At 38.1% G+C, this 26,473-nt stretch carries 25 protein-coding genes; 6 read left to right on the forward strand and 19 right to left on the reverse strand.

Annotation, left to right across the window (positions count from 1 at the left end; genetic code table 11):
* Window positions 1–69 precede the first annotated feature (69 nt).
* The 5 genes from C9J34_RS14760 to C9J34_RS14780 all read right to left on the reverse strand — a co-directional run bounded on the left by C9J34_RS14760 (window position 70) and on the right by C9J34_RS14780 (window position 6,462).
* Window positions 70–1,620, reverse strand: a complete 1,551-nt coding sequence (locus C9J34_RS14760) for a fatty acid--CoA ligase family protein (protein WP_107840942.1) — start codon at window positions 1,618–1,620, stop codon at window positions 70–72.
* A 460-nt stretch (window positions 1,621–2,080) separates the two neighbouring features.
* Complete coding sequence (locus C9J34_RS14765) at window positions 2,081–4,012, reverse strand: ABC transporter permease (protein WP_107840943.1); 1,932 nt, start codon at window positions 4,010–4,012, stop codon at window positions 2,081–2,083.
* Complete coding sequence (locus C9J34_RS14770) at window positions 3,984–4,757, reverse strand: ABC transporter ATP-binding protein (RefSeq protein WP_107840944.1); 774 nt, start codon at window positions 4,755–4,757, stop codon at window positions 3,984–3,986. The genes C9J34_RS14765 and C9J34_RS14770 overlap by 29 nt, the downstream gene beginning before the upstream one ends.
* A 2-nt stretch (window positions 4,758–4,759) precedes the next feature.
* Window positions 4,760–5,758 (reverse strand): sensor histidine kinase, encoded by a 999-nt coding sequence (locus C9J34_RS14775; RefSeq protein ID WP_107840945.1) that lies wholly within the window; start codon window positions 5,756–5,758, stop codon window positions 4,760–4,762.
* Entirely contained in the window at window positions 5,758–6,462 is a 705-nt protein-coding gene (locus tag C9J34_RS14780; protein WP_107840946.1) for a response regulator transcription factor, read from the reverse strand. The genes C9J34_RS14775 and C9J34_RS14780 overlap by 1 nt, the downstream gene beginning before the upstream one ends.
* Window positions 6,463–6,870: 408 nt before the next feature.
* Between C9J34_RS14780 and C9J34_RS14785 the strand changes: the two genes are divergently transcribed.
* Window positions 6,871–7,107 carry an SMI1/KNR4 family protein gene (locus C9J34_RS14785; protein ID WP_107840947.1) on the forward strand — a complete coding sequence of 79 codons (237 nt, stop codon included), beginning with the start codon at window positions 6,871–6,873 and terminating at the stop codon, window positions 7,105–7,107.
* A 332-nt stretch (window positions 7,108–7,439) separates the two neighbouring features.
* Here the strand turns inward: C9J34_RS14785 and C9J34_RS14790 are convergent, their stop codons facing one another.
* Window positions 7,440–8,432, reverse strand: coding sequence for a lipoate--protein ligase (locus C9J34_RS14790; protein ID WP_107840948.1), 993 nt, complete (start codon window positions 8,430–8,432; stop codon window positions 7,440–7,442).
* A gap of 251 nt (window positions 8,433–8,683) precedes the next feature.
* Between C9J34_RS14790 and yhfH the strand changes: the two genes are divergently transcribed.
* Window positions 8,684–8,809 carry a protein YhfH gene (gene yhfH / locus C9J34_RS14795; protein ID WP_107840949.1) on the forward strand — a complete coding sequence of 42 codons (126 nt, stop codon included), beginning with the start codon at window positions 8,684–8,686 and terminating at the stop codon, window positions 8,807–8,809.
* A 269-nt stretch (window positions 8,810–9,078) separates the two neighbouring features.
* On the opposite strand, the gene C9J34_RS14800 is transcribed toward yhfH, so the two are convergent.
* The 11 genes from C9J34_RS14800 to hemE all read right to left on the reverse strand — a co-directional run bounded on the left by C9J34_RS14800 (window position 9,079) and on the right by hemE (window position 21,929).
* Window positions 9,079–11,259 carry a YhgE/Pip domain-containing protein gene (locus C9J34_RS14800; RefSeq protein WP_107840950.1) on the reverse strand — a complete coding sequence of 727 codons (2,181 nt, stop codon included), beginning with the start codon at window positions 11,257–11,259 and terminating at the stop codon, window positions 9,079–9,081.
* 99 nt (window positions 11,260–11,358) lie between these two features.
* A complete protein-coding gene (locus C9J34_RS14805; protein ID WP_107840951.1) occupies window positions 11,359–11,931 on the reverse strand; it encodes a TetR/AcrR family transcriptional regulator in 573 nt (190 codons plus the stop codon).
* A gap of 214 nt (window positions 11,932–12,145) precedes the next feature.
* The gene (locus C9J34_RS14810) at window positions 12,146–12,643 is read right to left on the reverse strand and encodes a FixH family protein (RefSeq protein ID WP_107840952.1); all 498 of its coding nucleotides are present in this window, start codon (window positions 12,641–12,643) and stop codon (window positions 12,146–12,148) included.
* A gap of 3 nt (window positions 12,644–12,646) precedes the next feature.
* Window positions 12,647–14,035 carry a sensor histidine kinase gene (locus C9J34_RS14815; RefSeq protein WP_107840953.1) on the reverse strand — a complete coding sequence of 463 codons (1,389 nt, stop codon included), beginning with the start codon at window positions 14,033–14,035 and terminating at the stop codon, window positions 12,647–12,649.
* Window positions 14,032–14,724: a response regulator transcription factor gene (locus C9J34_RS14820; protein ID WP_107840954.1), complete on the reverse strand. Its 693-nt coding sequence runs from the start codon at window positions 14,722–14,724 to the stop codon at window positions 14,032–14,034. Before C9J34_RS14820 ends, C9J34_RS14815 begins: the two co-directional genes overlap by 4 nt.
* Complete coding sequence (locus C9J34_RS14825; RefSeq protein WP_107840955.1) at window positions 14,725–15,672, reverse strand: YncE family protein; 948 nt, start codon at window positions 15,670–15,672, stop codon at window positions 14,725–14,727.
* Window positions 15,673–16,031: 359 nt separating this feature from the next.
* Complete coding sequence (locus C9J34_RS14830; protein WP_107840956.1) at window positions 16,032–16,943, reverse strand: TIGR03943 family putative permease subunit; 912 nt, start codon at window positions 16,941–16,943, stop codon at window positions 16,032–16,034.
* 11 nt (window positions 16,944–16,954) lie between these two features.
* Window positions 16,955–17,911: a permease gene (locus C9J34_RS14835; protein ID WP_420799133.1), complete on the reverse strand. Its 957-nt coding sequence runs from the start codon at window positions 17,909–17,911 to the stop codon at window positions 16,955–16,957.
* Window positions 17,912–18,219: 308 nt separating this feature from the next.
* A complete protein-coding gene (gene hemY / locus C9J34_RS14840; protein ID WP_107840958.1) occupies window positions 18,220–19,647 on the reverse strand; it encodes a protoporphyrinogen oxidase in 1,428 nt (475 codons plus the stop codon).
* Between the two features lie 278 nt (window positions 19,648–19,925).
* Window positions 19,926–20,855: a ferrochelatase gene (gene hemH, locus C9J34_RS14845; protein WP_107840959.1), complete on the reverse strand. Its 930-nt coding sequence runs from the start codon at window positions 20,853–20,855 to the stop codon at window positions 19,926–19,928.
* Window positions 20,856–20,879: 24 nt separating this feature from the next.
* Entirely contained in the window at window positions 20,880–21,929 is a 1,050-nt protein-coding gene (hemE, locus tag C9J34_RS14850; RefSeq protein ID WP_107840960.1) for a uroporphyrinogen decarboxylase, read from the reverse strand.
* 210 nt (window positions 21,930–22,139) lie between these two features.
* Between hemE and C9J34_RS14855 the strand changes: the two genes are divergently transcribed.
* Window positions 22,140–22,646, forward strand: coding sequence for an antibiotic biosynthesis monooxygenase family protein (locus C9J34_RS14855; RefSeq protein WP_107840961.1), 507 nt, complete (start codon window positions 22,140–22,142; stop codon window positions 22,644–22,646).
* A 91-nt stretch (window positions 22,647–22,737) separates the two neighbouring features.
* Here C9J34_RS14855 and C9J34_RS14860 read toward each other — a convergent pair whose 3' ends face one another.
* Both C9J34_RS14860 and C9J34_RS14865 read right to left on the reverse strand, forming a co-directional pair.
* On the reverse strand, window positions 22,738–23,922 hold the full coding sequence (locus C9J34_RS14860) for an ABC transporter permease (RefSeq protein WP_107840962.1): 1,185 nt from the start codon (window positions 23,920–23,922) through the stop codon (window positions 22,738–22,740).
* Window positions 23,906–24,655 (reverse strand): ABC transporter ATP-binding protein, encoded by a 750-nt coding sequence (locus C9J34_RS14865; protein WP_107840963.1) that lies wholly within the window; start codon window positions 24,653–24,655, stop codon window positions 23,906–23,908. The genes C9J34_RS14860 and C9J34_RS14865 overlap by 17 nt, the downstream gene beginning before the upstream one ends.
* Before the next feature lie 105 nt (window positions 24,656–24,760).
* Between C9J34_RS14865 and C9J34_RS14870 the strand changes: the two genes are divergently transcribed.
* The 3 genes from C9J34_RS14870 to C9J34_RS14880 form a co-directional block, all read left to right on the forward strand.
* Window positions 24,761–25,174, forward strand: a complete 414-nt coding sequence (locus C9J34_RS14870) for an HIT family protein (protein ID WP_107840964.1) — start codon at window positions 24,761–24,763, stop codon at window positions 25,172–25,174.
* A gap of 258 nt (window positions 25,175–25,432) precedes the next feature.
* The gene (locus C9J34_RS14875; protein WP_107840965.1) at window positions 25,433–25,960 is read left to right on the forward strand and encodes a tryptophan transporter; all 528 of its coding nucleotides are present in this window, start codon (window positions 25,433–25,435) and stop codon (window positions 25,958–25,960) included.
* Between the two features lie 120 nt (window positions 25,961–26,080).
* Window positions 26,081–26,473, forward strand: a 393-nt coding sequence (locus C9J34_RS14880; protein ID WP_107840966.1) for a YtxH domain-containing protein, incomplete at its 3' end; no start/stop codon positions are given.

Here is a 26,473-nt window from a genome sequence, read left to right on the forward strand (position 1 = left end):
CAACAATCTTTTTTATTTTCTTATACGACAAAAGCTGCTCGGCAAGTTCCAAGCAGCTTTTTATCATCATTATTTTGTCGCTTGCTCTTTCAATGAGCGGCGTAAAATTTTCCCTGTCGTATTCTTTGGCAACTCATCGATAATTTCGATTACTTTCGGCACCTTATATTTCGCAATATGCTCCGCACAATATTGCTTTAGCTCCTCAACCGCTATGCTCGTATCCTTTAATACAACATAAGCGTGTACTGCTTCCCCAAAATCAGGGTCTGGCAGGCCAATCACTGCGGCTTCTACAACGTGTGGATGTGCATAAAGCACTTCCTCTACTTCGCGCGGATAAACATTGTAGCCACCAACAATAACCATATCCTTTTTACGGTCAACAATATAGAAGTATCCCTCTTCATCCTTTTTCGCTAAATCGCCTGTATATAACCAGCCATCTTGAATTGTAACAGCTGTTTCTTCTGGCATTTTATAGTAGCCCTTCATCACATTTGGTCCGCGCACAATCAATTCACCGACCTCGCCAACAGGCACTTCATTTCCTTCTGGATCAACAACTTTATTTTCAACATTCACAATGGATTGACCAATTGATCCTGGCTTACGCTCTCTATCTAATGGATTAAAACATGTTACAGGTGATGCCTCTGATAGTCCGTAACCCTCTGAAATACGCACCTTAAATTTCTCTTCAAAATTATGCAATAATGCGACAGGTAAAGATGCGCCACCTGATATCGCTAAGCGCAATGTTTTAAAGGCTGCCACATCTCCTTCAGCAAATTGATAAAGGAAATTATACATTGTTGGTACACCTGCAAAGACTGTTGCTTCTTGAGCTTTTGCCAACTCGAAAATTTCAGCTGGGCTAAAACGTGGTGCTAATAAAATCGTTGCTCCTTGAAGTAAAGGTGCATTCACAACAACTGTTAATGCGAAAACATGGAAAACTGGCAGCGTTGCAATAACGCGGTCTGTAGCAGTTATTTTCAAATATGTGCCGACATCACGGGCATTTGAATATAAATTGCCATGTGTTAAAATAGCTCCTTTCGGATAGCCTGTTGTACCTGATGTATATAAAATAACTGCATTATCATCCGCTTCTAATGAAACAGGCTCTGCTGTACCCTCTGTTATTTTTAGTAAAGCGGTAAAGAGAACCGTTTTTTCTTTTGCGCCATCACTCAATGCAGCAACCTTCTCCCCTGTGTCCGCTGCAGTTTCACAAATAATATATTTTTCGACTTTTGTAAACACTTGTACACCTTTATCTACAAGTGGAAGTAGCATATCAAGCGCAATCACGACTTTGACATCACCATTTTGAACAATGTATGAAATTTCATCAGGTGTGTAGATTGGATTAATCGGAATAACCGTTGCCCCAATGCGCATCGCACTATAAAGTGAAATTAAAAAATGAGGTGTGTTCCCCAATAGCAATGCTACGTGATCTCCTTTTTCCACACCCATATCTTGCAAAGCTTTTGCAAAACGACCGACCGTTTGTTCAAACTCGCTATAGCTTGTATTTTTCCCCATAAAATGATAAGCCGTTTTTTCTGGTTGTTCGAGAGCTTGCTGTCTTACCTTTTCTACTAGATTCAATACGCCCATCCCCCTTTTATCAATTGCACCTCGGCAAAATAGTTACCAGAGGCTATCCGCCCTATTGATGACACTTTTGTTTTAGCAAATATTTCAATGATATCGCTTTCACAATGCCGAACGAAGAAAATGAATTATCATTCATTTAATATTATTTTAAAATAAATATTTCAAGATTACAATAGATTTCGGGCAATTATGCAAAAATCTTGTCAATTATGCTATTTTACGCTAAAATGTCTCCGCATTAATTAGGTGAAATCCTTACTAATTGAAGTTTCATTTTAGATAAACTAGACGTTAAAATTACTTCGCAATAGCGGTTTAGAAAGATAAAGCTTTGAAGCTTCAAAAGTAACAATACAGTGAATTCGCTCATTAGATTATAAGAATTCGCCCATAAAAAAGAGCGTGTCTGAAGAGGCAATACCTTTCCGAACACCCCCCTCGTCCATTCATTTTATGAGCGTACATGTGCGATATAACGCCATCTAATTAAATAGAAATAAATCACTTGAATCATAATAATAAAGGAAAAAGCAAAGATGATTTCTTTTCCTAAAGAGACATTCATGACATTTTTTAAAATTGCTTGTAGCACTAAAAAGGCAAACATACTATGCATAAGTGCTAGTCCCCACGGTAAGAAAAACTGCGGGAATAAATAGCGTGTAATTAAGTTTTTTTGCTCGCTGTCTGTTAGCCCCATGCGCTTTAATACATCAAATTGTTTCTTTTCTCGCTCTAGGCTCGTATACAGCTTAAAGTAAATAAAGCTCCCTGCTGCTAATAAAAATACGGCAACAACTAACAAACCTACTAATGTAAACAATGAATAAGCAGCTAATATATAAGAATAATTTAAACCTGCATTTTCAAAGTAAAACGGCAATGTATAGCGATCCTTTAAATATTCCTCCGCTACTGCGTAATATAGCTCTGAACCTATATTTGAAGCTTCTACCCAATTCGCTATATCAAACGCATATAAATGATAGCTTGGCTCCACAATGTATGCGCGCTCAAACGGATTGATAATTTTATCAAAATCTGCATCACTTACGATAATTGCATTACGGCTAATAATTGCATCAGGGAAAATAAGCTCTGGGTAGACACTATTAATGATAAGTTCAATATCATTTTCCTTTAGCGTTGTACGCACAGTTGTACCTGTAAGCTCTTTAATCGAATCATCGGAATAAGCGATAAACATTGCCTCTCCTTCTTGCAGACGTACCATCGAATAGCCGTAGGAAAATAGCAATTGATTAATGTTTGATGCACGAAATACTTCGACCGCATTGGATGTATGTGTAGACGTTTGCTTCTTCACGACAAAGCGTGTCAAGCTATAAGATAGCCCTGCCTCCTCTAGTTCATAAATCAAAGACGACGTATGTGCCACCTCATATGGATTATTAACAGTCCCTTTATAAATAATGCCTAGTGGGTTGAGTTTGTCATATTGAGATGTATAAGACGATAAAGCCGATAATACGCCTACACACAAAAAGGCTAATGTTGAAACAAGTGTTACGACAAAAAACATTTTTCGATTGCTATACATAATGTGCCCTTGCTCAGCGAGTGATAACATGCGCGTCTTGCGCCAATATACCTTTTTGCGCTTCTTCACACGCTCAATAAAGGCCAATATCGTATCCGTAAACAAAAAATAAGTGCCGATTGTCACGATAATCGGAATAATGAGCAGCATAATTGGTATTGTAATATATGTTGTCACAATTGCTAAAAGATAGCCAAGCCCAACGAAGAAAATGCCCAAAAATGCGCCGATTTTTGAATACGCACTGGACACATCAATCGATTGATGCCCTTTTAACAAATTGATTAACTTTGTCTCTCTTGTCATTAACACACTTATAAAGGATATGACAACAAAAGCGCTTATAAATACGGTTAATGTTAAAACAAAAGGCTCCCATGAAAAATAGAGTGGCAGTTCATCTAAATATAAAATTTCACGCACAATCATAAAGAAAAACTTTGAAAAGGCATAGCCAAATGCGATACCAAAAACGCTGGAAATTACACCTATTAACATCGTCTCTAAAAAGACAAGCTTGCTTAATTGCTTTTTCTCCATACCGAGATGTAGCAAAATGGCAAACTCTTTAGAGCGCGCCTCTAAAAAAGCTTTCATTGAATAAAAAATGAAAAACCATGAGAAAAGCATTAAAATAATTTCAGCTACAAGCATGCCTAACAAAGAAACATTGCCTAAAAAACCTTGTTCACTCGATGGATGAAACATTAACATCGAATAAATAAAGAAGACAAATACCGAGAAAAAGCTCGCCATAAAAAAAGCTGCATATATGCGGAAATTGCGAAAAACGTTACGGTAAGCGAATTGTTGAAAGGTCACCCACTTGCCCTCCTAATAAACTTAAAACATTTAAAATGCGTTGGAAAAATGTTTGACGACGATCATCGCGATAAATTTCATTGAAAAACTCACCATCTTTAATGAATAGCACACGATCGCAATAACTCGCTGCAATCGGGTCATGTGTCACCATGACGATTGTTGCCTGCCGTTCCTCATTAATTTTGCTTAAAAGCTCCAGCACCTCTCTCGATGCATGTGAATCAAGATTTCCTGTCGGCTCATCAGCTAATATGATAGAAGGCTCATGAATGAGCGCTCTCGCAATTGCGGTACGCTGTGCTTGTCCTCCTGAAATTTCATTTGGACGTTTTTCTAAAATGGCCTCAATCCCTAGTTTTTCCGCTAACATCGCAAGCCGTCTTTCCATCACCTGCAATGGCTGATTATCAAGCGTTAAGGGCAAAACGATATTTTCTTCAACCGTCAACATCGGCAGTAAATTAAAATCTTGAAAAACGAAGCCAAGCTGACGGCGCCTAAAATAAGCGAGCTCCGTTTTATTTAAACTTTGCGGCTTAATTTTCTCTAAAATAATTTCACCAGATGTCGGGTGGTCAATTGTAGAGATCATATTTAACAATGTTGTTTTCCCACTACCAGATGGGCCCATGATTGCTAAAAACTCACCCTTTTCCACTTCAAAGCTTAGCTGGTTGAGCGCGCGATGTGTTACTTTTCCTTCATATACTTTTGTCACTTCATTGATTTGTAAGATCGCCACAATTATCCCCCATTTCGCTCGCTTAAAAATGTTATATATACCTTTGTCCCAATACCAACTTCCGATGTAATTAGAAGCTGATGTCCTAGCTTGTCGCATATTTCATTTGCTAAATATAAACCCATTCCTGTTGATTCACCTGTTTTTCGTCCATTTTCTCCTGTAAAGAAAGCCTTCGTCACACGCGATAAGTCCGATTTCGGTATACCGATTCCTTCGTCTTTAATCGTTAACGTAACGCTTCCTTCCTTTTGCTGTGCACAAATAATAATTTTTTTATTCGGCTCAAACGTGTATTTTACTGCATTTGTAATAAATTGCCCTAATGCAAATTGCAGTGACTTTGAATCGCTCGTAACAATCAATCCTTCATCTATATGCACTTCTGGAAAAACGCGATTCGTAATAAATAAGCGCTTATGCTCATTGACGACTGTCGTCACAATTGATTTTAATGGCACTTGCTCCACTTGCATATCGTCCTCAAAGCTATCGAGACGCGCGCTCATTAATACCATCTCTAAGCCGCGCTTTAGACGCTCAACTTCCTCCTGCACGCTTTTTTTATCGAGCGGTGCGTCTTCCTGTAGCAGTAGCTCTAAAACCGCAATCGGTGTTTTCATTTGATGAATCCATTGGTTCATAAATTTGTATTGTCGCTTTTGCTTTGCATATAATGCTTGCACTTCATTTTGATAAACATAATAAAGCTGCTGCATATATTTTTCCGTTTGCATATATTCCATTGTTTTGGCGTTTTTTTGTAGCGAATCTTCCATCGTCACAGGTAACTGCATAATTTTACTTAAATAGCGGCGACGTAACATATAGCGAACTGCTAAAAAAGATGCGATTAATATCGTGCTAATGACAATGCTATAAATCGCCGTTTCAAAATTACGAAAACCGTCTAGCCAATAAAGAAGTAAGACAAATAATACGAGCAGCAACTGGAAAATAACATAGGAAAGATGTTCTTGTAAAAAAAGCTTCAATCCCATTACATTTCCTCCGCACTCAGCACGAAACGATATCCCGCACCACGCACTGTCTCAATAGCTGATTTTACATTGTAATCGGTCAATTTTTTACGAACACGCGTCATATTTACATTGAGCGTGTTTTCATCCACAAATGCTTGATCATCCCATAGCTGCTCTAGCAATGCATCACGCGATACGACCTTTGGCGCTTGTCCAAGCAGCAAATCTAAAATAATGCATTCTTTTTTTTGTAAAGGGATGACAATATCCTTGACATGTAGCTCCATGCTTTCTAAATAAAGTGTCAAAACGCCTTGCTTCACTGTGCGCTCCTCTTGCCTTGCTGCATACTCCCCATATGTACGGCGCAAATGACTACGAATTTTAGCCAACACAATTTCATAATTGAACGGCTTCGTAATAAAGTCATCGCCCCCATTTTCCAATGCAAAAATTTGATCCATCTCGCCTGAACGTGCTGAAATAAACAGTATCGGACATGTCGTATGCTGTCGTAACTGACGACACCAATAATAGCCATCATAAGCAGGTAAATTTATATCAAGTAGCACCATATGTGGCGCAAAAACTAAAAATTCATCAATTAATGCATCAAAATCTTGTACTGTCGCTACTTCATATTGATATTTACGCAGCGTATCAGCAAGCAAAGAAGCGATTTTTTTATCATCTTCCACGATAAAAATTCTATGCTTTTCCATCTGTAAAAACCTCCTTTTTTCCAGGTGCCAGGCACTCACACAATTCTCACACAATTTATGTAGACGCTCTAGCTAGCCAAGTAGTTGCTAATGCCCCTTTCTTAAGCTTACATGATTTCATTACAAAAATAAAAGTATTGAGAGAAGCACTAGCAATAAATCGATGAAAAAATGGTATACATTCTGTGAGCATCCAACGATACAGAAACAGCATCTTCCGCAAGCTTTATAGAAAAACGGCTGAATTCAATGTAGAATGAAGGGACAAAAATTTTGAAAAGGCTTTTCTTCATAGCCGATACGCTATTATCTAAATTAACTTTTAAGCAAATTTAGGAGGGCATATATGCACTGTATAGACAAAACATTGGCCAGTTTAAAAGCCGCTTAGATTATAAAGGGTGTTTGATGCTTTATGTAGAAAAAGGAGAGGCACTTCAGACAATTAGTTTCTTTCAACCACCGCTTACAGAACCAGAGCTAGCGGAGTGGGAGCAGCAGCTAGGTTTTAGTTTACCAAGCGATTATCGTCTGTTATTAAAATTTACAAATGGCATGAAAATATTTCAGTTATTAATGGATAATGTGAATATAGGTGGAGGGTCTTTAGCCTTAGCGAAATACAACAGCATAGAGCAAATGTAGAAATACCTTATTTCCCTATTGGTTATATGAATGGACAATATATAACGATTCATTTAGAATTACTGCAAGCATAAGAGCCTAACTATTTGTTTTGTGCAACATTGTCCGAAATGACTCCATTATCTATGAATCTAGAGCTTTTTATAGATCGTTATATGATTGCACAAGGAACTAATTTTTGGAATTGGTCAATCTATACAGCAAAAAACTTCTATGAGCTCAATGGTGATTTACAATTCTAGAAAGTCTTAAATTCAGTAAAAAGGACCATTGTACTTGCTTATATAAAAAACTGTAGGGAGAGTGAACAAATTCACTCTCCCCAAAGCCCCTTAATAAATCAACTGCAAAAAGTCCTCCATCGTAATGCCACCGAAATACTTGGCGATATCGATTTCTTTTAATGCTTCATCAATTGCGGCACGATCATACTTACAGCCTGTTAAAAGCTGCTCCACTTCCGCTACATCGCCAACACCGAAGAAATCTCCGTAAATTTTTATTTCTTCAATAATCCCGCGATTCACCTCTAAGCGAATATCGATACCACCCGATGGAAAGCGATGCGTTTTTTGAATATTAAAGCGTGGCGATTTGCCATAATTCCACTCCCATTTTTGATAGCGCTCTGCTGATAGCTCATGGATTTTCGCCCAATCCTCATCCGTTAACTCATGGTAGCGAATATTGTCCTCTCCATCGAAAATCGATTTTAAAATTTCCATACGGAACTGCTCTACTGAAATTTTTTCTGTTAAAAATTCTGAAATATTGGCAACGCGTGAGCGTACAGATTTAATACCTTTTGATTCGATTTTATCCTTTTTCACCTTCAATGCTGACACAACTTGGTCAATATCTGTATCAAACAGTAATGTCCCATGGCTAAACATGCGTCCACGTGTTGCGTACTGTGCATTGCCAGATACTTTACGCCCTTCTGCTAAAATATCATTGCGCCCCGATAGCTCCGCATTGACACCTATTTTTGCTAGTGCATCCACTACAGGTTGCGTGAATTTTTTATAATTGTGGAAGCTATTGCCGTCATCCTTTGTTAAAAAGCTAAAATTTAAATTGCCTAAATCATGATAAACAGCCCCGCCACCAGATAAACGACGCACAACGACGATATTGTTATCCTCTACATAGTCTGTGTTAATTTCTTCAATTGTATTTTGGTTTTTGCCAATAATGATGGATGGCTGATTGATATAGAACAGTAGAAAATCATCCTGTTCAATATCCATATTGCGCAATATGTACTCCTCAATCGCTAAATTAATACGTGGGTCTGTAATACCTTTATTATCAATAAAATACATGTCGTATCTTCCTTTCATAATATGTTCAAATTTATCCGGCATTAACAAACAGTACCATTCAAAAAGCTAAATTGCCTGTAAAAGCCCGATTGGTGAATCTAACAATCATTGGACATTCGCCCACTGGGTTGTAGGTTCACTTTATTTTAACTTAAATTAGGCATTTTGTGTTGACGAATGCATACTGTTATAATACAATACATATAAATAATACAGTATTATAACAGTTAACTCGAGGGGGGAAAATGCTTATGTTAGAAAACGTAGTGGAATTTTTCAAAAACTTACCAGAGAAAACTTGTGTACAATGCGGTAAGAAAATGGAAGAGCAAAGTGAATGCTACAGCCATTCTTGTGAAAACTGCAATACAATTTAATCCCATGAATCGCATCCCTATGATGATTCTATAAATGAACTGCTTACGCATAAAGGGCAGTAGGAAAGCAATTGATTTGCTCTCCTACTGCCCTTTTGCATTTGTATTAGATAGTTCAAAAGTAATGATTCGCTCATTGAAGAGGTGAATTCGCTCATTGAAGAGCAAAATTCGCTCGTTAAACTTCGAAATTCGCCCGCAAGACACTTATATTCGCTCAACCAAACTAAAAAAGAGTCGCCCGAATTTTTTTCGGACAACTCTCTCCATTATGCCGCTTGCTTTGAATAACGACGCGTAAAGATTAATGCGAAGTAGCCAAGTGTAATCGCTAAGCTTACAAGTGTAAAGCCCGCTAATACGGCGAAGTTAAAGCCTAAGAATGCATTATCGCCAGTAGAAATTGCGACCTTGAATGCTTGCACTGAGTACGTCATTGGGAAGAACGGGTTGAATGCACGTAATGGCATTGGCACTAATTCTAATGGGAACGTACCCGCGCTTGTCGTTAACTGGATGATTAAAATAAGGATAGCAACAAAGCGTCCTGGATCACCCATAATTGATACAAGCATTTGAATAATTGCTAAGAATGTGAAGCTTGTTAATACGGTTGTTAGCATAAACCAAGGTAGGCTTTCTACTTGAAGTCCTAAAATACCAACAACGATTGCGATTGTAATAGCTGATTGGATAATACCAACGACTGCTAAAACAGATACTTTACTAAAGAACCATGCGACAGGGCTTGTTGGGCGTTTTGCTGGCTCAACAAATGGGAAGACAATCGAAATTAATAATGCCCCTACGAATAATCCTAATGAAATAAAGTATGGTGCAAATCCTGTACCATAGTTTGGTACGTGGTTGACAACGGTTTTATCTACATCGACAGGCTGTGCGACCATTTCGTAATTTGCATCGCCTGAATCTATTTTAGCTTCTTCGCTTGCTTCTTGTAATTTTGATGTTAATGTTTCTGTACCTTCAGCTAGCTCTTTTGTGCCATCTGCTAAAGTTGTAGAACCTTCAGCTAGCTCACCAGATTTTTCAGCAAGCAACGATGTACCATCATTTAATTTACCTGAACCTGTCACTAGCGTATTTAAGCCTGTAGCTAATTCATTTGCACCTGCTTGTGCCGCTTGCGCACCTTGCGTTAATTCATTTAATTTTTCAGCGATTGTTGCGTTACCACCTACAATATTTTGAATACCGCCACGCAAAGCTTCACTATTTGCCACTAAATCGTTTGCGCCTGCACCAATTTGTTGTTGCGCTGCAAGCAATTGACCACTGCTCTCATTTAGTTGAGCTGCACCTTGCTGTAATGAGCCTGTGCTTGTTGTTAAATTATTTAAACCACCAGCTAATTGTGTACTGCCTTCATTTAATTGCGTTAATGTTGCTTGTAAGCTTGCCGCCTGCTCCTCAGGAAGTGTTGCTAAAATTTGCTGCATTTGCTCTGATAATGAGCCAATACCTGCATTTAATTTTGTTGCACTTTCATTTAGCTGGCTTGCACCTGCTTGCAAATCAGTTGTGCTTTGCGTTAAAGAGCTTAACCCCTCATTAAATGACTGTTGTTTTTCTACTAATGTATTTTGCCCTTCAGCCACTTTCGCTGCACCATCAGTGTAATTGTTAATACCTTGTGCTAATTGCTTTGCACCTGTGGATAATTCGCCTGCACCTTGTGCTAATTGCGAGCTACCTTGCTCTAGCTTTGTTACACCCTCAGCTAAGCTTGTTGCGCCTGTTGCTGCTTTTTGTGCACCTTGCTTTAACTCGCTTGTGCCATCAGCTAATTCAATTGTACTTGATGCTAATTGCTCTAAATAACCTTGTAAGTCCCCAGCACCATCTACTAATTTTTGTGCACCTTCATCTAATTTAGATGCACCATCAGCAGCCTCTGCAAAGCCATCGCCTAGCTTTGTAATAGAAGTAAATAATTTTTCAGCATATGTTTTCGATACTTGTGAATTGACTTCAATTTTAATTTTTTCCATTGCTGTTTCACCGATTTGAGCACTTAAAAAGTTAAAGCCTTCATTCGGTATATAATCCATCACTAATTTCGAAGGCTGTTCATCAAGCAATGTTGTTGCATGCTGTGAGAAATTTTCTGGAATGCGAATTAACATATAATAATTGCGTTCCTGCAATTGTTGCTCCGCATCCTCTGCTGCGATTTCTTCAAACTTAAATTGCTCACTGGAGACAAGCTTATCGGTCAGCTCCTCACCAAGCTGCATCGTTTCTCCTTCAAATGTTGCACCCGTATCTTCATTGACAATCGCAACTGGTAAGTTCGTTAATTGTGCGTATGGATTCCAAAACGCCCATAAAAACATGCCGCTGTAGAGCACAGGTATAAATAGTACTGCGACAATGGAAACGAACATTTTACGTGTCTTAAAAATTTGCAACCATTCCGATTTAAACACTGTTATCACCTTTCTCTTTCATACGAATTGACCAAAAACGTCATTCGGTCATTTTAGGCCAATAAAAAATCAAGTTCTCTCAATCGAAAACTGATTTTCTTATTGCTTTTGTAAGCCTCTAAAAATCGTTTGCTTAAAGATGTCTAAAATTTGCTCTTCACCCATCGGCTCATCATGTATTTGCTGCCAATCTACAACAAATGCTAAATAAGATTTAAACAATAAATACGCAACAAGTGGCGCATTACAATCATGCACCTCACCTTTGCTAATGCCGATGTCAATGCGACTAGCAATATAAGAGATTCCCTCATCTTCAATATCCTGAAGCATTTGCTTAACTGCTGGCGTACGCAGTTCCTTTTCTTCTTCAATTAATTTTGCAAAAAGGACATGGCGCTCTCTAAATTCCAGCATTTTCATTAATACGCTATGACCGTTTTCCGTAAACGACTTATTCGCATCAATGGTCGAATCCATCGCTACTTTCATTTCTTTAATGAGCGACAGTACAACTTCCTTTAAAATTTCTTCTTTATTAGAGAAAAATGTATAAATCGTCCCTTTTCCGACATTTGCAATTTTAGCTACTTGCTCCATTGTTGTTCCTTTATAGCCAAATAAAGAAAATGACTTTGTTGCCGCCTCTAAAATTTCCTGCCTACGATCCAATTTATTTCCCCCCTTTTTCATAAAGAATAGCCTTAAAAGCAAAATGACCAGAAAACCATTTCGGTCATCTGGTCATTATTATACATGCCTCTAAAAAAATTGCAAGCATTTATACAGATTTTTTTGCAAACAAAAATTATTTTTATATTAAGAGCTAGAAACACAGTTGATTTCTGTTATGCTTCGCTCGATATTTTTAATTTTTTATATACTATTAATGACCATGCCCATGATTATCCTCATCTTCTTCATCTTCCCCATGGTCACCATGATTCATTGAATTATCACTTTTGTCCTCAAGCACCTTGCTCATATCTGGGTTTCCTGCAATGATTTGTTGCTTTGGCATAACGTGTAAGCTGCGCGCTGTTGTATGTGCAAACATATAATAAACCCCGTCATGGTCGAATGTGAACGTCGCTTTGTACACACCGTCTTTATCTAACTGACCATCAATCATATGCCCTTCGCCTTTTAGCCCAGATTCCCATACTTCAAACTGAACACTTGCATCATCAACTGCTTCTTCGCCTTGTGTAACATAAGCAACTAAGTCGATTTCCTCATTAACTGCTACCTCTTCTGGTGTTTGAATTTCAACGACGATTTCCTGTGGCATCACGCCGCTATCCATCGTATCCACTTCTGGCTCATCGTTACAACCTGTTAAAATCATTGGTACTGCTACTAAACTTAACAACCACTTTTTCATTATTTATTCCTCCATTAATGGTATTTTCACATATACATATGTGCCTTTTCCTAATTCACTTTCTATTGTTAGTTGCCCTTTATGTAGTTTCACTAACTGTTCAACAATGGATAAACCTAAGCCACTGCCACCATCCGAGCGACTCCTTGCCTTATTTACGCGATAAAAACGCTCTGTTATGTGAGGTAAATCTTCCGCTGGTATACCGATGCCTGTATCCTTTATTGCAATGATTGCATGCTGCTCTTCAGCTACTGTTGTAATTTGCACTTTTGATTCAGTTGAAGAATAACGAAGCGCGTTTTCTAAAATATTAATGAGAATTTGCTTTAGTTTTTCCTCATCACCTAAAACAATTAGTTCTTCATCTAGCATTTCATTTATTTCAATTTGCTTCATTTGTGCTGCACCATATAAAATGGCAGTCACCTCGCGCACTGTTTCTGCAAGAGCAATTGGATAAAGCTCAAGCTCTTCCTGCTCCTGCGTTGTACGGGCTAACTGCAGTAGCTCATTCGTTAAACGCTCCATACGACCGGCCTCTCTCGCAATAAGCTGGATTGCCTCAAGTTGCTCGTCCTCTGTCATATAGTTTTGCCCAATTGCCTCACTATAGCCTTTAACATAGCTAATAGGTGTTCTTAACTCATGTGAAACCGTTGCTAAAAATGTCTTTTGTTGCTCGTCCTCCTGCTGAATTGCCTGCGCCATTTGATTAAAAGCTTCAGCTAGCTGCCCTACTTCATCTTTAGACGCTACATTTACCCTTGCTTCATAATGCCCTTCAGACATTTTTTCTGCTGCCCGTTGTACGTCATGAAGTGGTCGCATAATACGCCGCAATCCCTGTGCGATGAAAAAGGCTACAAACAGCGAAAATAAAGCAGCTCCACCAATTAATAAGCCAACATCTGTCGTAGCTAGCTCACTAATTTTCGTTAGGGGATAGTAGACATAAATAATGCCCTCTAAGCGATTGTACTCAGTAAATGGTAAAATAACAGAAATAATTGGACGGTCAAAGCGCTTTTCATAGCCTACCTTTGTCACCGTTTGTCCTTTTAGCAATTGTTCGCGCTCAACAGGTCCTATCAGCGCATCATAATCTATGTCAAACGGTACACAAGCACTTAATTCACGTGGATTGCGCACCGCAAATATTTGAAAATGTGAATATGCATTAAAATCTTCAACACGAGCAATTAATGCATCGTCCACTTTCCCACCACGATACATTGTTTGTAGCTTTTCTCCCACCTCAATCATCGACTGCTCCATGTCAGAAACATATAACTCTTCATAAATGAAGTTTGACAAAATATACATAAAAGCAATTGTCGCAACAAGTAAGCTACACATTAATAGCCAAATTTTCGTCGTTAGCTTTTTCATAACGGTTCTCCGAATCGATAGCCGATCCCCCAAACCGTTTGAATATATTCACTTGCTTCCTTCAATTGCTTCCCAAGCTTTAAGCGTAGCGTTTTAATATGCGTGTCAACTGTGCGTGTACCACCTACATAATCCATATCCCAAATACACTCAAGTAATTGTTCACGCGAATAAACGATATTCGGATTTTGTATAAATAAATGGAGAATTTCATATTCCTTTAAGGTAAGCGGTACGGGTACATCTTGCACAAATACCTTTCTTGACACCTCATCTATTTTAATAACACCATGCATCAACAGCTTTTGTACTGGTTGTACACCCGCTGTCTCTGTACGCCTTAATACAGCAAAAATTCTTGCAATGACTTCATTTGCAGTAAAGGGTTTGACGATATAATCATCCCCACCAATTGTTAAGCCATTTACTTTATCCTCATTCGCGTCTTTAGCTGTTAAAAAAATAATCGGCACATTAGACGTTTGGCGAATCGTCTTACAAACGGTGAAACCATCAATTTCAGGCATCATCACATCTAATAATATAAGGTCAACCGAGCGTTTACTTAGTTGCTCATATGCCTCATAGCCGTTCGCTGCTGTCATCGTTCGTATATTTTCCTTGCGTAAAATGACTTCCAATAAATTTCTCATATCTCGCTCATCATCTACAATTAATACAGTTGTCATTTAGGAATCCCCCCTTACAAGCAATTGAAACGGCCCTCTATCTACTGGAATCGTCTGATCGATTTGACCTTGCTGTATAAAATATAATGTATGGTCATCATAGCCTGCAACGACAACATGCTCATTAAAATACGCCACAGCAAATGGGTTTGCGCCTATTTCTAATTGCCATTTTATCTTGCCTGTAGGCTCTGCTACATAAAGCATATTGCTTCCATGGCTAACAATGGCTAGCTCATTTTCACTTTGCGCAAAGCCAATGGGCATCAATGGCATCGACCATGTCGAAAGCACTTCACCAGATGCTAAATCGAGTAGCTTCACCGTCTCATTTGGACGCATTCCTTCGCCATGCCCACCAATTAATAGCGTATCATCAATAATAGCTAAGCCATGTGAGGATTTTTCAATAGGCCACTCAGCTTGTAATGCTAGATCTTGCATGGAAACGACCGATAGCGAAGTATCTTTATAATTAACAATATATAATAGACCTTTATGCGCAATCATCGACATCGGATAATTGCGTAACGCCAGCTCACCATCTGGTTCACCATATAAATTGTAGCGCATTAATTTATTCGTGCGACTATTCGTTAAAAAAATCAACTGCTCATTTTCAGCATAATAGGCATTTGTCGTGCCAATCCCTGTGTCGAGTGTATCGAGCTTTTTTCCTGAAGATAGCTCGTAAATATCAGCCTCTGCTAATTGATGCCCATATAATAGAACGCGATCTTGTTGAAGTAAGATTGCACCCGTATACGCTTTTTCAAACGTCCAATCTGCAATCAGCTCACCTTCGCGATTATAAAAAGTAAGCGAGGGCTCCACAATATTCATCGATGCAACAAATGATTGATGTGTGTTAATACTTTGGAAGCGTTCATTCGTACATCCTACTAATAACGATACAAAAACAATGATATATACCATTTTATACTTCATCATTAACCCTCCCACTCTATCGTACTGGATAATTGTGAAATAATAATGAAAAACTTGCGGTAAATTTATGAACAAAAAATGTTTATTTAGAAAGTAGTGCTATTTTATTTAAACTTTAAAAACGCAAGAAATCAATTTTAAGAACATTGATTTCTTGCGTTTTTAAAGCTGAAAATCCCTCTGAACAACGAAAAATCTAGTTTTACTTATTCATTTTAAAAGTGAAGGCAAAGGTGTTAAATCTAGTGTTTTTAACATTTCAAAAAGATAATCACTTTGCTGAATAATATTTCAAACTAAAAGCACATCGTTGTCTGAAAAGTGGTGCGTTAGGCCACTTTTCAGACAACTCTTAGAGCTTATGACGTAATAAAAACATCAATTGGATATAAATAAGGTGTTTCGGGCTCTTGAATTTTTGCCCACTGTTCTACTTTAATGACAGGTAAATATGCACCGTTAAATTCGGTTATATCGATTGTGCCAATTGCTTCAAGCCATGTATCTTCTTCAAGGGTAATGACCTCTGGGAAGTCGGAAAGAAAGCCTACTATATTTGCATCTGCAATACAATGTGTAATAAAAAACCTTGATAAAACAAGTTGATTTTCAGCAAACTCTTCCTCTCTTAACACAAAGCCTTTTAATTGGATTCTTCTACCTATATATTGTGCTATATTATTATTAATTTCATCGTAATAAATAATATAGTCTTCATCCGTCATATTAACTTTTTCTTTTTTTGCAAGCTCTGCTCTTAAAAGCTCATATTCATTTTCCTTCATTTCCTTTCTCCCGTCTATTAATACTGGATCAGGTTCGTGATCGTATATATTTTCAACAGCCGTATTATTCGAAGTAACATAATCCTCTATTTTAGCTTGCTGCTGCTTTGTCAGCATCATAATGCCACCCTTTTTATCAGCTATTGTAGAGCCTAATATTTGAGCTGGCATAAGGAAGCCTGTCAGTATTGGTATAATAATAATTGTATATGAAAGGAATTTTCTGGTTGTGAAAGCTGAGGTTCCATGGTCATGCGAGGAGCAGCAATGCTGACAATGTTGTTCTCTTTTATGAGTAAATGAAACGATTCGAGTCATTTGCACTAAAAACAAAAGGAGAAACAATAGCGCAGCAGCTATGCTCAAATGATCGTATTTAGGGTTAATTAATTTCTTTATTTCTCCAGTCCAATGTAAACTAAAAAGCATCGTGGAAAATGCCAACAAAATGCAGGCTCTAAACGTTTGTTGGTAATGAAATTTCACGTTGTCCCTCCCTATATTATATCTGCCAATAAAAATAAGCTAAAATAAACGATAGCGCTAATAAAAATGAATAGCCATACGACAAATTTAACTTTAAATATACTTAATAGCATAATTGTATTTTTTAAATCAATCATAGGACCGAAAATTAAAAATGACAGAATGGCTGGCGTAGGAAATATTGAACTAAATGAAGCGCCTATAAATGCGTCTGCTTCAGAACAAAGCGAAAGAATAAATGCTAGCCCCATCATCACCAACAACGAGGAGGATAAGTCATCTCCAATTGACACCAACGCCTTTGTAGACATATAAGTTTGTACAAAAGCCGCTAAAAATGCACCAATAATTAAATACTTCCCCATATCAAAGAACTCGTCTACTGCATGTTTTAACATATTGTGCATTTTTCTTAACAAAGGCTCTTTGTTCGTTTTGACAACATCCTGAGCCTGTACAATTCCCTTCTTAAATTGATTTCCTTTAAAAAACAAGCTAACAAGTAGCGCTATCACGATTGCAATGATAAAGCCAAGAACCATTCGATATCCCGCTATTTCCCAATTGTTGCCGAAAGCCATATATGTTGAAATAATAACGATAGGATTAATCAGGGGGCCTGTCAGCATAAATCCGATGGCAGCAGGTAGTGGCACCCCTTTTGTAATAAGCCTTCTCACGATTGGCACAATGCCACATTCACAAGCAGGAAACAATGCGCCTACAAAACAGCCCATAATAACAGACAGAAATTTGTTTTTAGGAATCCATTTTCGAAGATGCTCTTCCGTTAAAAATATTTGAATAAATCCCGCAATTAATACCCCTATCAAGACAAAGGGAAGAGCCTCTATTAAAATACTTAAAAATATCGTATTTAAACTGAAAAAAGATGCTGTCATTGCGCTAAAAGAAGTTATATTATTTACAATTGGTGCGATCAAAAATAGTAATAGTAAAATAAACATTGCCCAAGCAATAAAAAGCCCTCTTGAAATAAAAGCGTTTTTTTCCATAGTTCCCTCCATAACATCTTGAAGTATATTGCAACTGCCTATGAAATCATCATGTTTCAAAGTAACTTATGAAAAATAGTATTTATATATGCTCATCCAAACTGTGCTCTTTTGAATTACCTAGTTCAAAAGTAGTGATTCGCCCAGCGGATGATGAAAATCGCCCAACCATGGCCTGTTTTCACACAGAAAACATTGCTGACTCAAGTTGAATTCACTGAATTCAAAAAAGGGACGTGTCTTTTTAGACAGTCCCATCGTTATTTGTCGTATTCAAATAGTTTTGCAAGTATATTTTGTGCGACGTCTTTTCCTTGTGCAACACATTCAGGCACGCTTATTCCTTCATAGGAGCTACCTGCTATTTGAACATAAGGAAATTGCTGCATTAATTCCTCTTGCATCGTATGAAGGCGTTTTTCATGTCCTACTGTATATTGTGGCATTCCTTGCTTCCAGCGTGTCACAACAGTAAAAAGCGGCTGATCCTGTATGCCTAATAAACGGGATAAATCTTGTAACACTGTTTTTTCAATGTTCGTATCCGAAAGCTCTACAACTGCCTCATCGCCAACTCGCCCGATATAAACACGCAATAAATCGCAATCGTCTGGTGCTACATTATCCCATTTTCTGTTGCTCCACGTACAGGAAGTAATAACAAAATCGCTATTTCTTGAAACGAAAAAGCTCATCGCCTCTTTGTACTTTTCAATTTGCTCACGTTTAAATGCCATCGTGACAGTAGCAATTGTTGCATAGCTCATATTGGGCAAATCCTGCATTAAATCATGCGCTTTAAATGCTTCCTTCGTCACATTAAAGGGTGATGTCATGATAACAGCATCTGCCTGTATTGGGTCACCGTTGTTAACATGAATCGACATAGAGCCGTCCGCTTCTTGATCGATTGCCTCTACGCGGACACCTTTTAAAATGGTACATGCTGCAATTTGCTTTTCTAACGCTTCCACTAAGGTTTCTAAGCCATTTTGAAACGTTTCATAATAAGCCTGCTCGCCAATAATATGTGGATACAAATGCTTGCCATTTTTCTTTAAACCTAGTAGTAAACTGCGATGTTCCTTTTCCAATTGAAAAAACTGTGGAAACATTGCTTGTATACTTAAATGGTCTATATCACCAGCAAATGTCCCAGCTAATAATGGTTCAACTAAATTTTCAACTACTTCTTTGCCAAATCGACGTCTAAAAAAATCGCCAATTGGTTCATCTTCTTTTTCAGGTGATTTAGGTAATAATAAATCGCCAATTGCTCGAATTTTACCTGTAAGCGAAATTAAACCAGATGTTATAAATGAAGATACTTGAGGTGCTCCTCCTAGTAAAATACCACTTGGAATAGGATAAAGCTCTCCACCTACTGCGACATATGTTTGTCCCGTATTATGGTGAACGATTTCATCTTCAATTCCTAAATTAGCAGCTAAGTTACGTACACTTCCAGATTGATCGAAAAATGATTCGGGACCTCGCTCAATTATAAAACCATCTTTACGCAATGTTTGAATTTTTCCTCCAAGACGCAGTGATGCTTCAATCAGTATAATTTCTATAGGTAAATGATTTTTTTTCGCTTCTTGCTGCAAATAAAAGGCTGCGGATAATCCAGTGATGCCTCCACCAACAACAACAATCCTCCGTTTTTTTCTACTTGTCACTCTCATCACTCTCTTATTATAAGTATCGCATGTGATAATCCTTTATCTTGATTCAGAAGAAGATTCAAGATGAATGCTTACACAGCTATGCAAACTCCTGCTGAATCAAGATAAAGTGAAACTTCAATCAGCGAAAGACCCTCTAGCCGATCGCTAACTTTCACTAATCCAATAGTTGGTTTCTAAATAGTGATACCTACCATAATAGCAGCCACACTAGAATTGAATATATAAGGTAAAAATCCACAGATATAGTTAGTGAATTTTTACCTTATCAAAGGAATTTATACTAATTTTTTATAAATTGCGTCTACCATTGCATCAACAAATAATGGGTGTGTGCTTGGCATTGCTGGTCGATAATAGCCTACACCTAATTCATCACATACAACCTTACACTCAAAATCATTATCATACAGCACTTCTAAATGCTCTGTTACAAATCCTACGGGTGCATAAATGAATGCTTTGTAGCCATGCTCATTAAATAGATCGCGCGTTAAATCTTGCACATCAGGTCCTAACCAAGGCTCTGGCGTTTTCCCTTCTGATTGCCAGCCTACTGCAATGTTTTCAATTGTTGATGCTTCTTTAATTAAGCGAGCTGTTTCAATTAATTGATCCTCGTATGGATCACCAGCAAGCTTAATTTTTTCAGGTAAAGAGTGATTAGAAACGATTAAACAACAGTTTGCTCGCTCTTCCTCTGACATTTTTGCTAACTCACCATCAACAGCTTGTTGCCAGTACTCGATAAATTTCGGCTCGTCATACCAAGCTTCCACAGACTTAATTTTCAGCGTACCACCAAGCTTTTCTGCCTCTTCCTGTGCACGTCCGTTGTATGATTTAATCGAGAATGTTGAGAAGTGTGGCGCTAATACAATCGACACAGCCTCTGTGATGCCTTCCTTAACCATTGCTGCAACGGCATCCTCTACGAATGGCTCGATATGCTTTAAGCCAATAAATACTTTATATTCTACTTCGTCTTGTACTTCATTTAAACGTGCGCATAGTGCATTTGCCTGTGCCTCTGTCATTTTTGCTAGTGGTGAAAGACCACCGATTGCACGATAACGTTCTGCTAAATCATCAATATCCTCTTGAGCAGGCTTACGACCATGACGAATATGCGTATAATAACGCTCAATATCCTCTTCCTTGTATGGCGTACCATATGCCATTACTAACAATCCTCGTACTTGTTTCAATGTTGTCACCTCATCTAAATTTGCTTATCCGCGCTTTGCAATTTGTTCGCGGCTATATTCATGAATAAATGTTGTCAAGCGCTTCAATACAGCAGGGTCTACGTCTGGGAATACCCCATGACCTAAATTGAAAATATGTCCAGGTGTTTCAAGCCCTTGGTCAATAATTTCTTTTGCACGTGCTTCAAGTACATCCCAGCTCGCTAAAAGCATTGTTGGATCTAAATTCCCTTGCACAGGCTTCGTAATCCCTTTTGCGCGTGCTTCTTGAATCGATAGACGCCAATCTAAGCCTACAACATCAATCGGTAAATCATGCCATTCGTTCACTAAATGACTTGCTCCTACACCGAATTGAATCAACGGTACATTTAATTTGCGTAGCTCACTGAAAATGCGCGTCATCACAGGCTTAATGTAAATGCGATAATCTGCAACATTTAACGCACCTACCCATGAATCGAAAATTTGAATCGCTTTCGCACCTGCGTTAACTTGTGCTGTAATATCAACGATAATCATATCCGCAAGCTTGTCCATTAAAGCAAACCACGCTTGAGGTTCTGACACCATAAAGGATTTTGTTTTCGCATAATTGCGTGAAGGGCCGCCTTCAATCATATAGCTAGCTAGCGTAAACGGTGCACCACCAAAGCCAATTAGCGGCACGTTTAATTGCTCTTGCGTTAGCATTTTAATCGTTTCTAACACATAAGGTGTATGCTCCTCAGCATTAAAATCTCTTAGCTTTTCTACATCTTGCACTGAACGAATTGGATTGGAAATAACAGGACCAATTCCTGCTTTAATTTTCACGTCAACACCCATTCCTGGTAGTGGTGTCACAATATCTTTATAAAGAATGGCTGCATCCACATCGTACTGCTCGACTGGTAAACGCGTTACATAAGCACATAGCTCTGGTTGCATTGTAATTTCTTCAAGTGAATACTTCTCTTTAATTTCTCGATATTCAGGTTGTGAACGTCCAGCTTGTCGCATATACCATACAGGTGTATGCTCCGTACGTTCACCGCGTGCTGCTCTCAGCAGTGTGTCATTGATCGTTTTCATATTACTTAAATTCTACTCCCCTCAGTGTACTTGCTTTAAATTTGATTGAATTCATTGATACCCATTATCAATAGTAAGCTGTCCACAACCTATTGTATAGTTTTCTTATTAAAATGTCATAAAAATGTTGTTTCTATAACCATTGTTTTGACAAATATCGTTTCAATAGCTTTAAATGAAGGTAAGAATGTAAATAGGAGGCGAAGAAATATGTACATTTATTTAACATCTGGCACAGCCGATTATATGGAGAAGGTTCGTGCACAGCATGCGAATGAATCCATTTTTATTATGCATGGTGAGGGCAATACCATCTTGCTAGAAGAAAATGATAAGAAAAAATCTTCTTTTGCTGTACCCCGCAAATATGAAGTGTTAGATGCGGTAGGCGATTTGCAGCAAAAAGGATATTTTGTGATGAATAACATTCCTGTTACGGATGAAGGGCGCCCAGTTTTTGAGCATCGCTTTTTAAATCGTGCAGGGGCCATCGAGCAAGAGCCTGGCTTTATTGCATTTAGATTATTACGTCCATTAGACTCCGATACGTATATCGTACTAACACAATGGGCTGGACCAGCATCCTTCGAAGCATGGCAATCGTCGCAAGCATTTAAAAAGGCTCATAGCGAACGCCCTGCTACATCACCTACTCAAAATATTTTTAGCGGTAAAAGCTATGTAACGAAATATAGTGCGCCAGTGGATGAGGGATAACAGCTCATAAGAAAAAGACACGAGTTTATTTTGCCAAACTCGTGCCTTTTCAGTTTTATTCTACGTTTTTTGAAGTTTATTCTACGTTCCCCTATTTCTTCGACAACCGCAATGTCAGCTCACTCACAATCACAATAATAACCGGAATCACATAAAAATACGGCTGCATCAGCGCACAAAGTGTTACAACTACCGCTTGCACCATACTGGTAATACGCAGTAGCTTTTCAACTGCTTGGAGGCGTTGTGTTGGTGCAACTGGAAACAGCATATCCATACGAAACTCACCATTCGATAACAGAGCAACCTTTAGCTGTAGCGTTGTCGCAAAGGCAAGTGCAGCTACAACAATCCACGCTACAATCGCAATATCAACGAACGCTGTAATAACTGCGGCAATCGCTGTTAAACGCACCCACAAATAAAAATGATCATCCGTGCGAATAAATGTGCGCCATACTAAATACAGCTGTGTATTTTTCTTAGCAAACGGGATCCATTTATACACGCCATCTAACCATGCGCGATGGCGAATCGTCCCACGCAAATGAGGCACATCTGTAAAATAGTTCGCAAAACGGTAAAAACGCAACATGCGATTTTGCTCTAAGCGTACAAAATGCTCGTATGGTACAGGTTGTACCACAGCACGTTTTTGCAACGACATTTTATAAGCAAATAACAATACTAAATAAATAGCAGCTACATAGATACTAGCTGTTAGTGCCGTTTCAATCGCTAAAATAGACAATATCCCACGCGCTAAACGATCTACTGCAATGGCGTGCCCACGATTAGCAAAGCGGTAATTAAATTCGATTGTCACATTCAAATACTTTAAAGCAATAACGAAGGCTAATCCTAGCCAAATTTGCCATGATGATAACGCCGTTACCGTATTTAATAGTGGGATGGCAACGATATAGACAACAACAGGTATGATCAGCTGCGACCAAAACGTCCAGTTGACTGCCTTTTTAAAATAAACAGGCATCTGCGTTTCTAACGGCAATAAATACACTTGGTCAGGCTCTCGAATAAGCGTTGTCGGGCGACTAAATGCGAGCAATATCCCAACAGCCAGAGCAACTAGCCATTCAGCAGGAAAGTTCGTTGGGACTACCTTTAACCATTCGCTATATTGATAGCCTGCCGCTCCTGCGACGAAGACGAAAACAATCGCAATATGCCCTGTGACCATAAAGCGCATATATTTCTGCACTTCATTGACATAATGCCCGAAGCGCATCTTCCATATATTATGCATGTTGTTCATTGTCCTGCTCCTTAGTCATCGCAATGTATAAATCATCCAAGCTCGCATTTGGCATATTGAAGGCTGCTCGTAAATCATCCATCGTTCCTTGTGCACGCACATGACCTTCATGCAGTAATATAATGCGGTCACAATATTTTTCAGCCGTTGATAAAATATGTGTCGACATTAAAATTGAAGCGCCCTCTCGTTTCTTCGTATCCATTTGCTCTAAAAGTGATTGAATGCCAAGTGGATCTAATCCAACAAAAGGCTCATCAATAATATAAAGGCTCGGATTAATTAAAAAGGCACTCATAATCATGACCTTCTGGCGCATTCCTTTTGAAAAATGCGCTGGAAACCAATTTAAACGCTTCTCCATTCTAAATTCCTTCAGTAAATATTCAGAACGTTCCTTTAATGTTTTTTCGTCTAATCCATAAGCCATGGCTGTAAGTGCCAAATGTTCTTTTAACGTGAGCTCATCATATAAAATTGGCGTTTCTGGAATATAGGAAAAAGATGTTCGGTATGCCTCTATATTTTCCTTTAACGTTACGCCATTTAAACGTATTTCACCTTCATGTGGTAAAAGCGTACCGATAATATGTTTAATTGTCGTACTTTTCCCTGCTCCATTTAGTCCAATTAAGCCAACTAATTCTCCTTTTTCAATTGTAAACGATAAATTTTTAATAACAGGCTTGCGCGTATAACCGCCTGTTACATTTGTCACTTGCAAAATTGTCATCAAATGTCACTCCCATCTCTTTTTTTAGTTTAACAAAAATAAGCAGAACAAGCAGTCAATATATGCTAAAATGTATGTACATTTTTTATGAAGGAGTGTTGAACAATGAGTGAGTGCTTATTTTGTAAAATTATCGATGGCTCTATCCCAAGTACAAAAGTATACGAAGACGAGCATGTCTATGCCTTTATGGATATTATGCCATTAACAAAGGGACATACTTTATTAATTCCGAAAACACATTGCCGCGATTTATTTGAAATGCCTGAAGAGGTAGCAAGCCAGTTATATGCGGCAGCACCAAAAGTAGCAAAGGCGATTCAAGCAGCATTCAACCCTGCCGGCTTAAACACGGTAAATAACAATGGTGCCGCTGCTGGACAAACCGTCTTTCATTACCATCTGCATTTCATCCCCCGCTATGATGAAACGGATGGCCTGCGCCTAGTTTGGACAACATCACAGCCTTCACGTGAGGAATTAACAGAGGCAGCAGAAGCAATTCAATCATTCTTATAAAGTGAAACTTCAATCAGTGGGGTTTTTCCCATCCCTACGGATTGTTAGCCTTCACCAACCAGTTTTTATGGACAGTTTATCTCCCACCTTTTCTTATCGCTTTCGGCACATAAAACATTACTGTCCATGAATGCGGGATAAAAGTTTTAGTTGCTTTTTCACGCACTTATCCGTACAATCAATATAAGTTTTCGCTAATAGCAATGAGCGCATATTAGGAAAACACCAAATTAGATGAGCTTAGAGGAGACGAGACAAATGAATACAAAGAATTTAGTATTAATGGCACTTTTAGTTGGGATTGGTGCTACGCTTTATGTGATTATCCCAGGCATTAATGGTGGTATGAAGCCAGACTTTATGCTGACAATGATGTTTATTGGTATTCTATTATTCCCAACATTTAAGGAAACATTTTTATTATCGCTTGCCACTGGCATACTTTCTGGACTGTTTTCAACATTCCCAGGTGGCTTCGTACCAAATATTATTGATAAAGCAGTAACAGGCTTTTTATTTTTAATCATCGTGTTCGTTTTACGTCATGTAGCGCAAAAAGTAGCTGTGACAATTAGTTTAGTCGCGATTGGTACAATTATTTCTGGTTCAACATTTTTAACAATGGCCTTGTTATTAACAGAAATACCGATTAATTTTTTCGCTTTATTTGTAACAGTTGTATTACCAGCAACTGCTTTAAATACAATTGCGTTCGCTATTATTTTCCCGATTGTTAGTAAATTATTAAAGCGTTCAAGTTTCAAAACAGCGATTTCACACGCTTAAATTTAAGGAGTTGTCTCTAACTAGAGATAACTCCTTTTTGTTATGCTTCTATCGTTTGTATAATCCATATATGTAATGGTTTAATATAGAATATGAACTTATTAAAGGAGAGATGCTTTTATGAAGGCGAAACCATTTTTAATTGGATTAACTGCAGGAATTATCGGTGGGGCAATTGCGACTGTTTTCTCCACTCCACAATCAGGCAAGGAACTGCGAGCAAATATTACAAACTTCTCAGCGAATACAAAAGGACAAATAGATGATGTCAATGCCCAAGCTCAAGGCGTTATGCAATCTTTTACTAATTTATCAAATGAAGTAAAAAACAATATCCCACAAATAATAAAAGAATTATCTCAATCATTTACAAGCTTCAAACAGCAAATTGAGCCTGAAACTGCTCTATTAAAACAAGAAATTGAGGGTTTACAGAAATCTATCAGCGAAATCGAGCAAAACTTACCTCAATTTAACGAAAAAAAGGATAAATACTGTCTCTTATACACATCT

The sequence above is a fragment of the Metasolibacillus meyeri genome (assembly GCF_003049505.1).
In the GTDB taxonomy this organism is placed as follows: Bacteria; Bacillota; Bacilli; order Bacillales_A; family Planococcaceae; genus Metasolibacillus; species Metasolibacillus meyeri.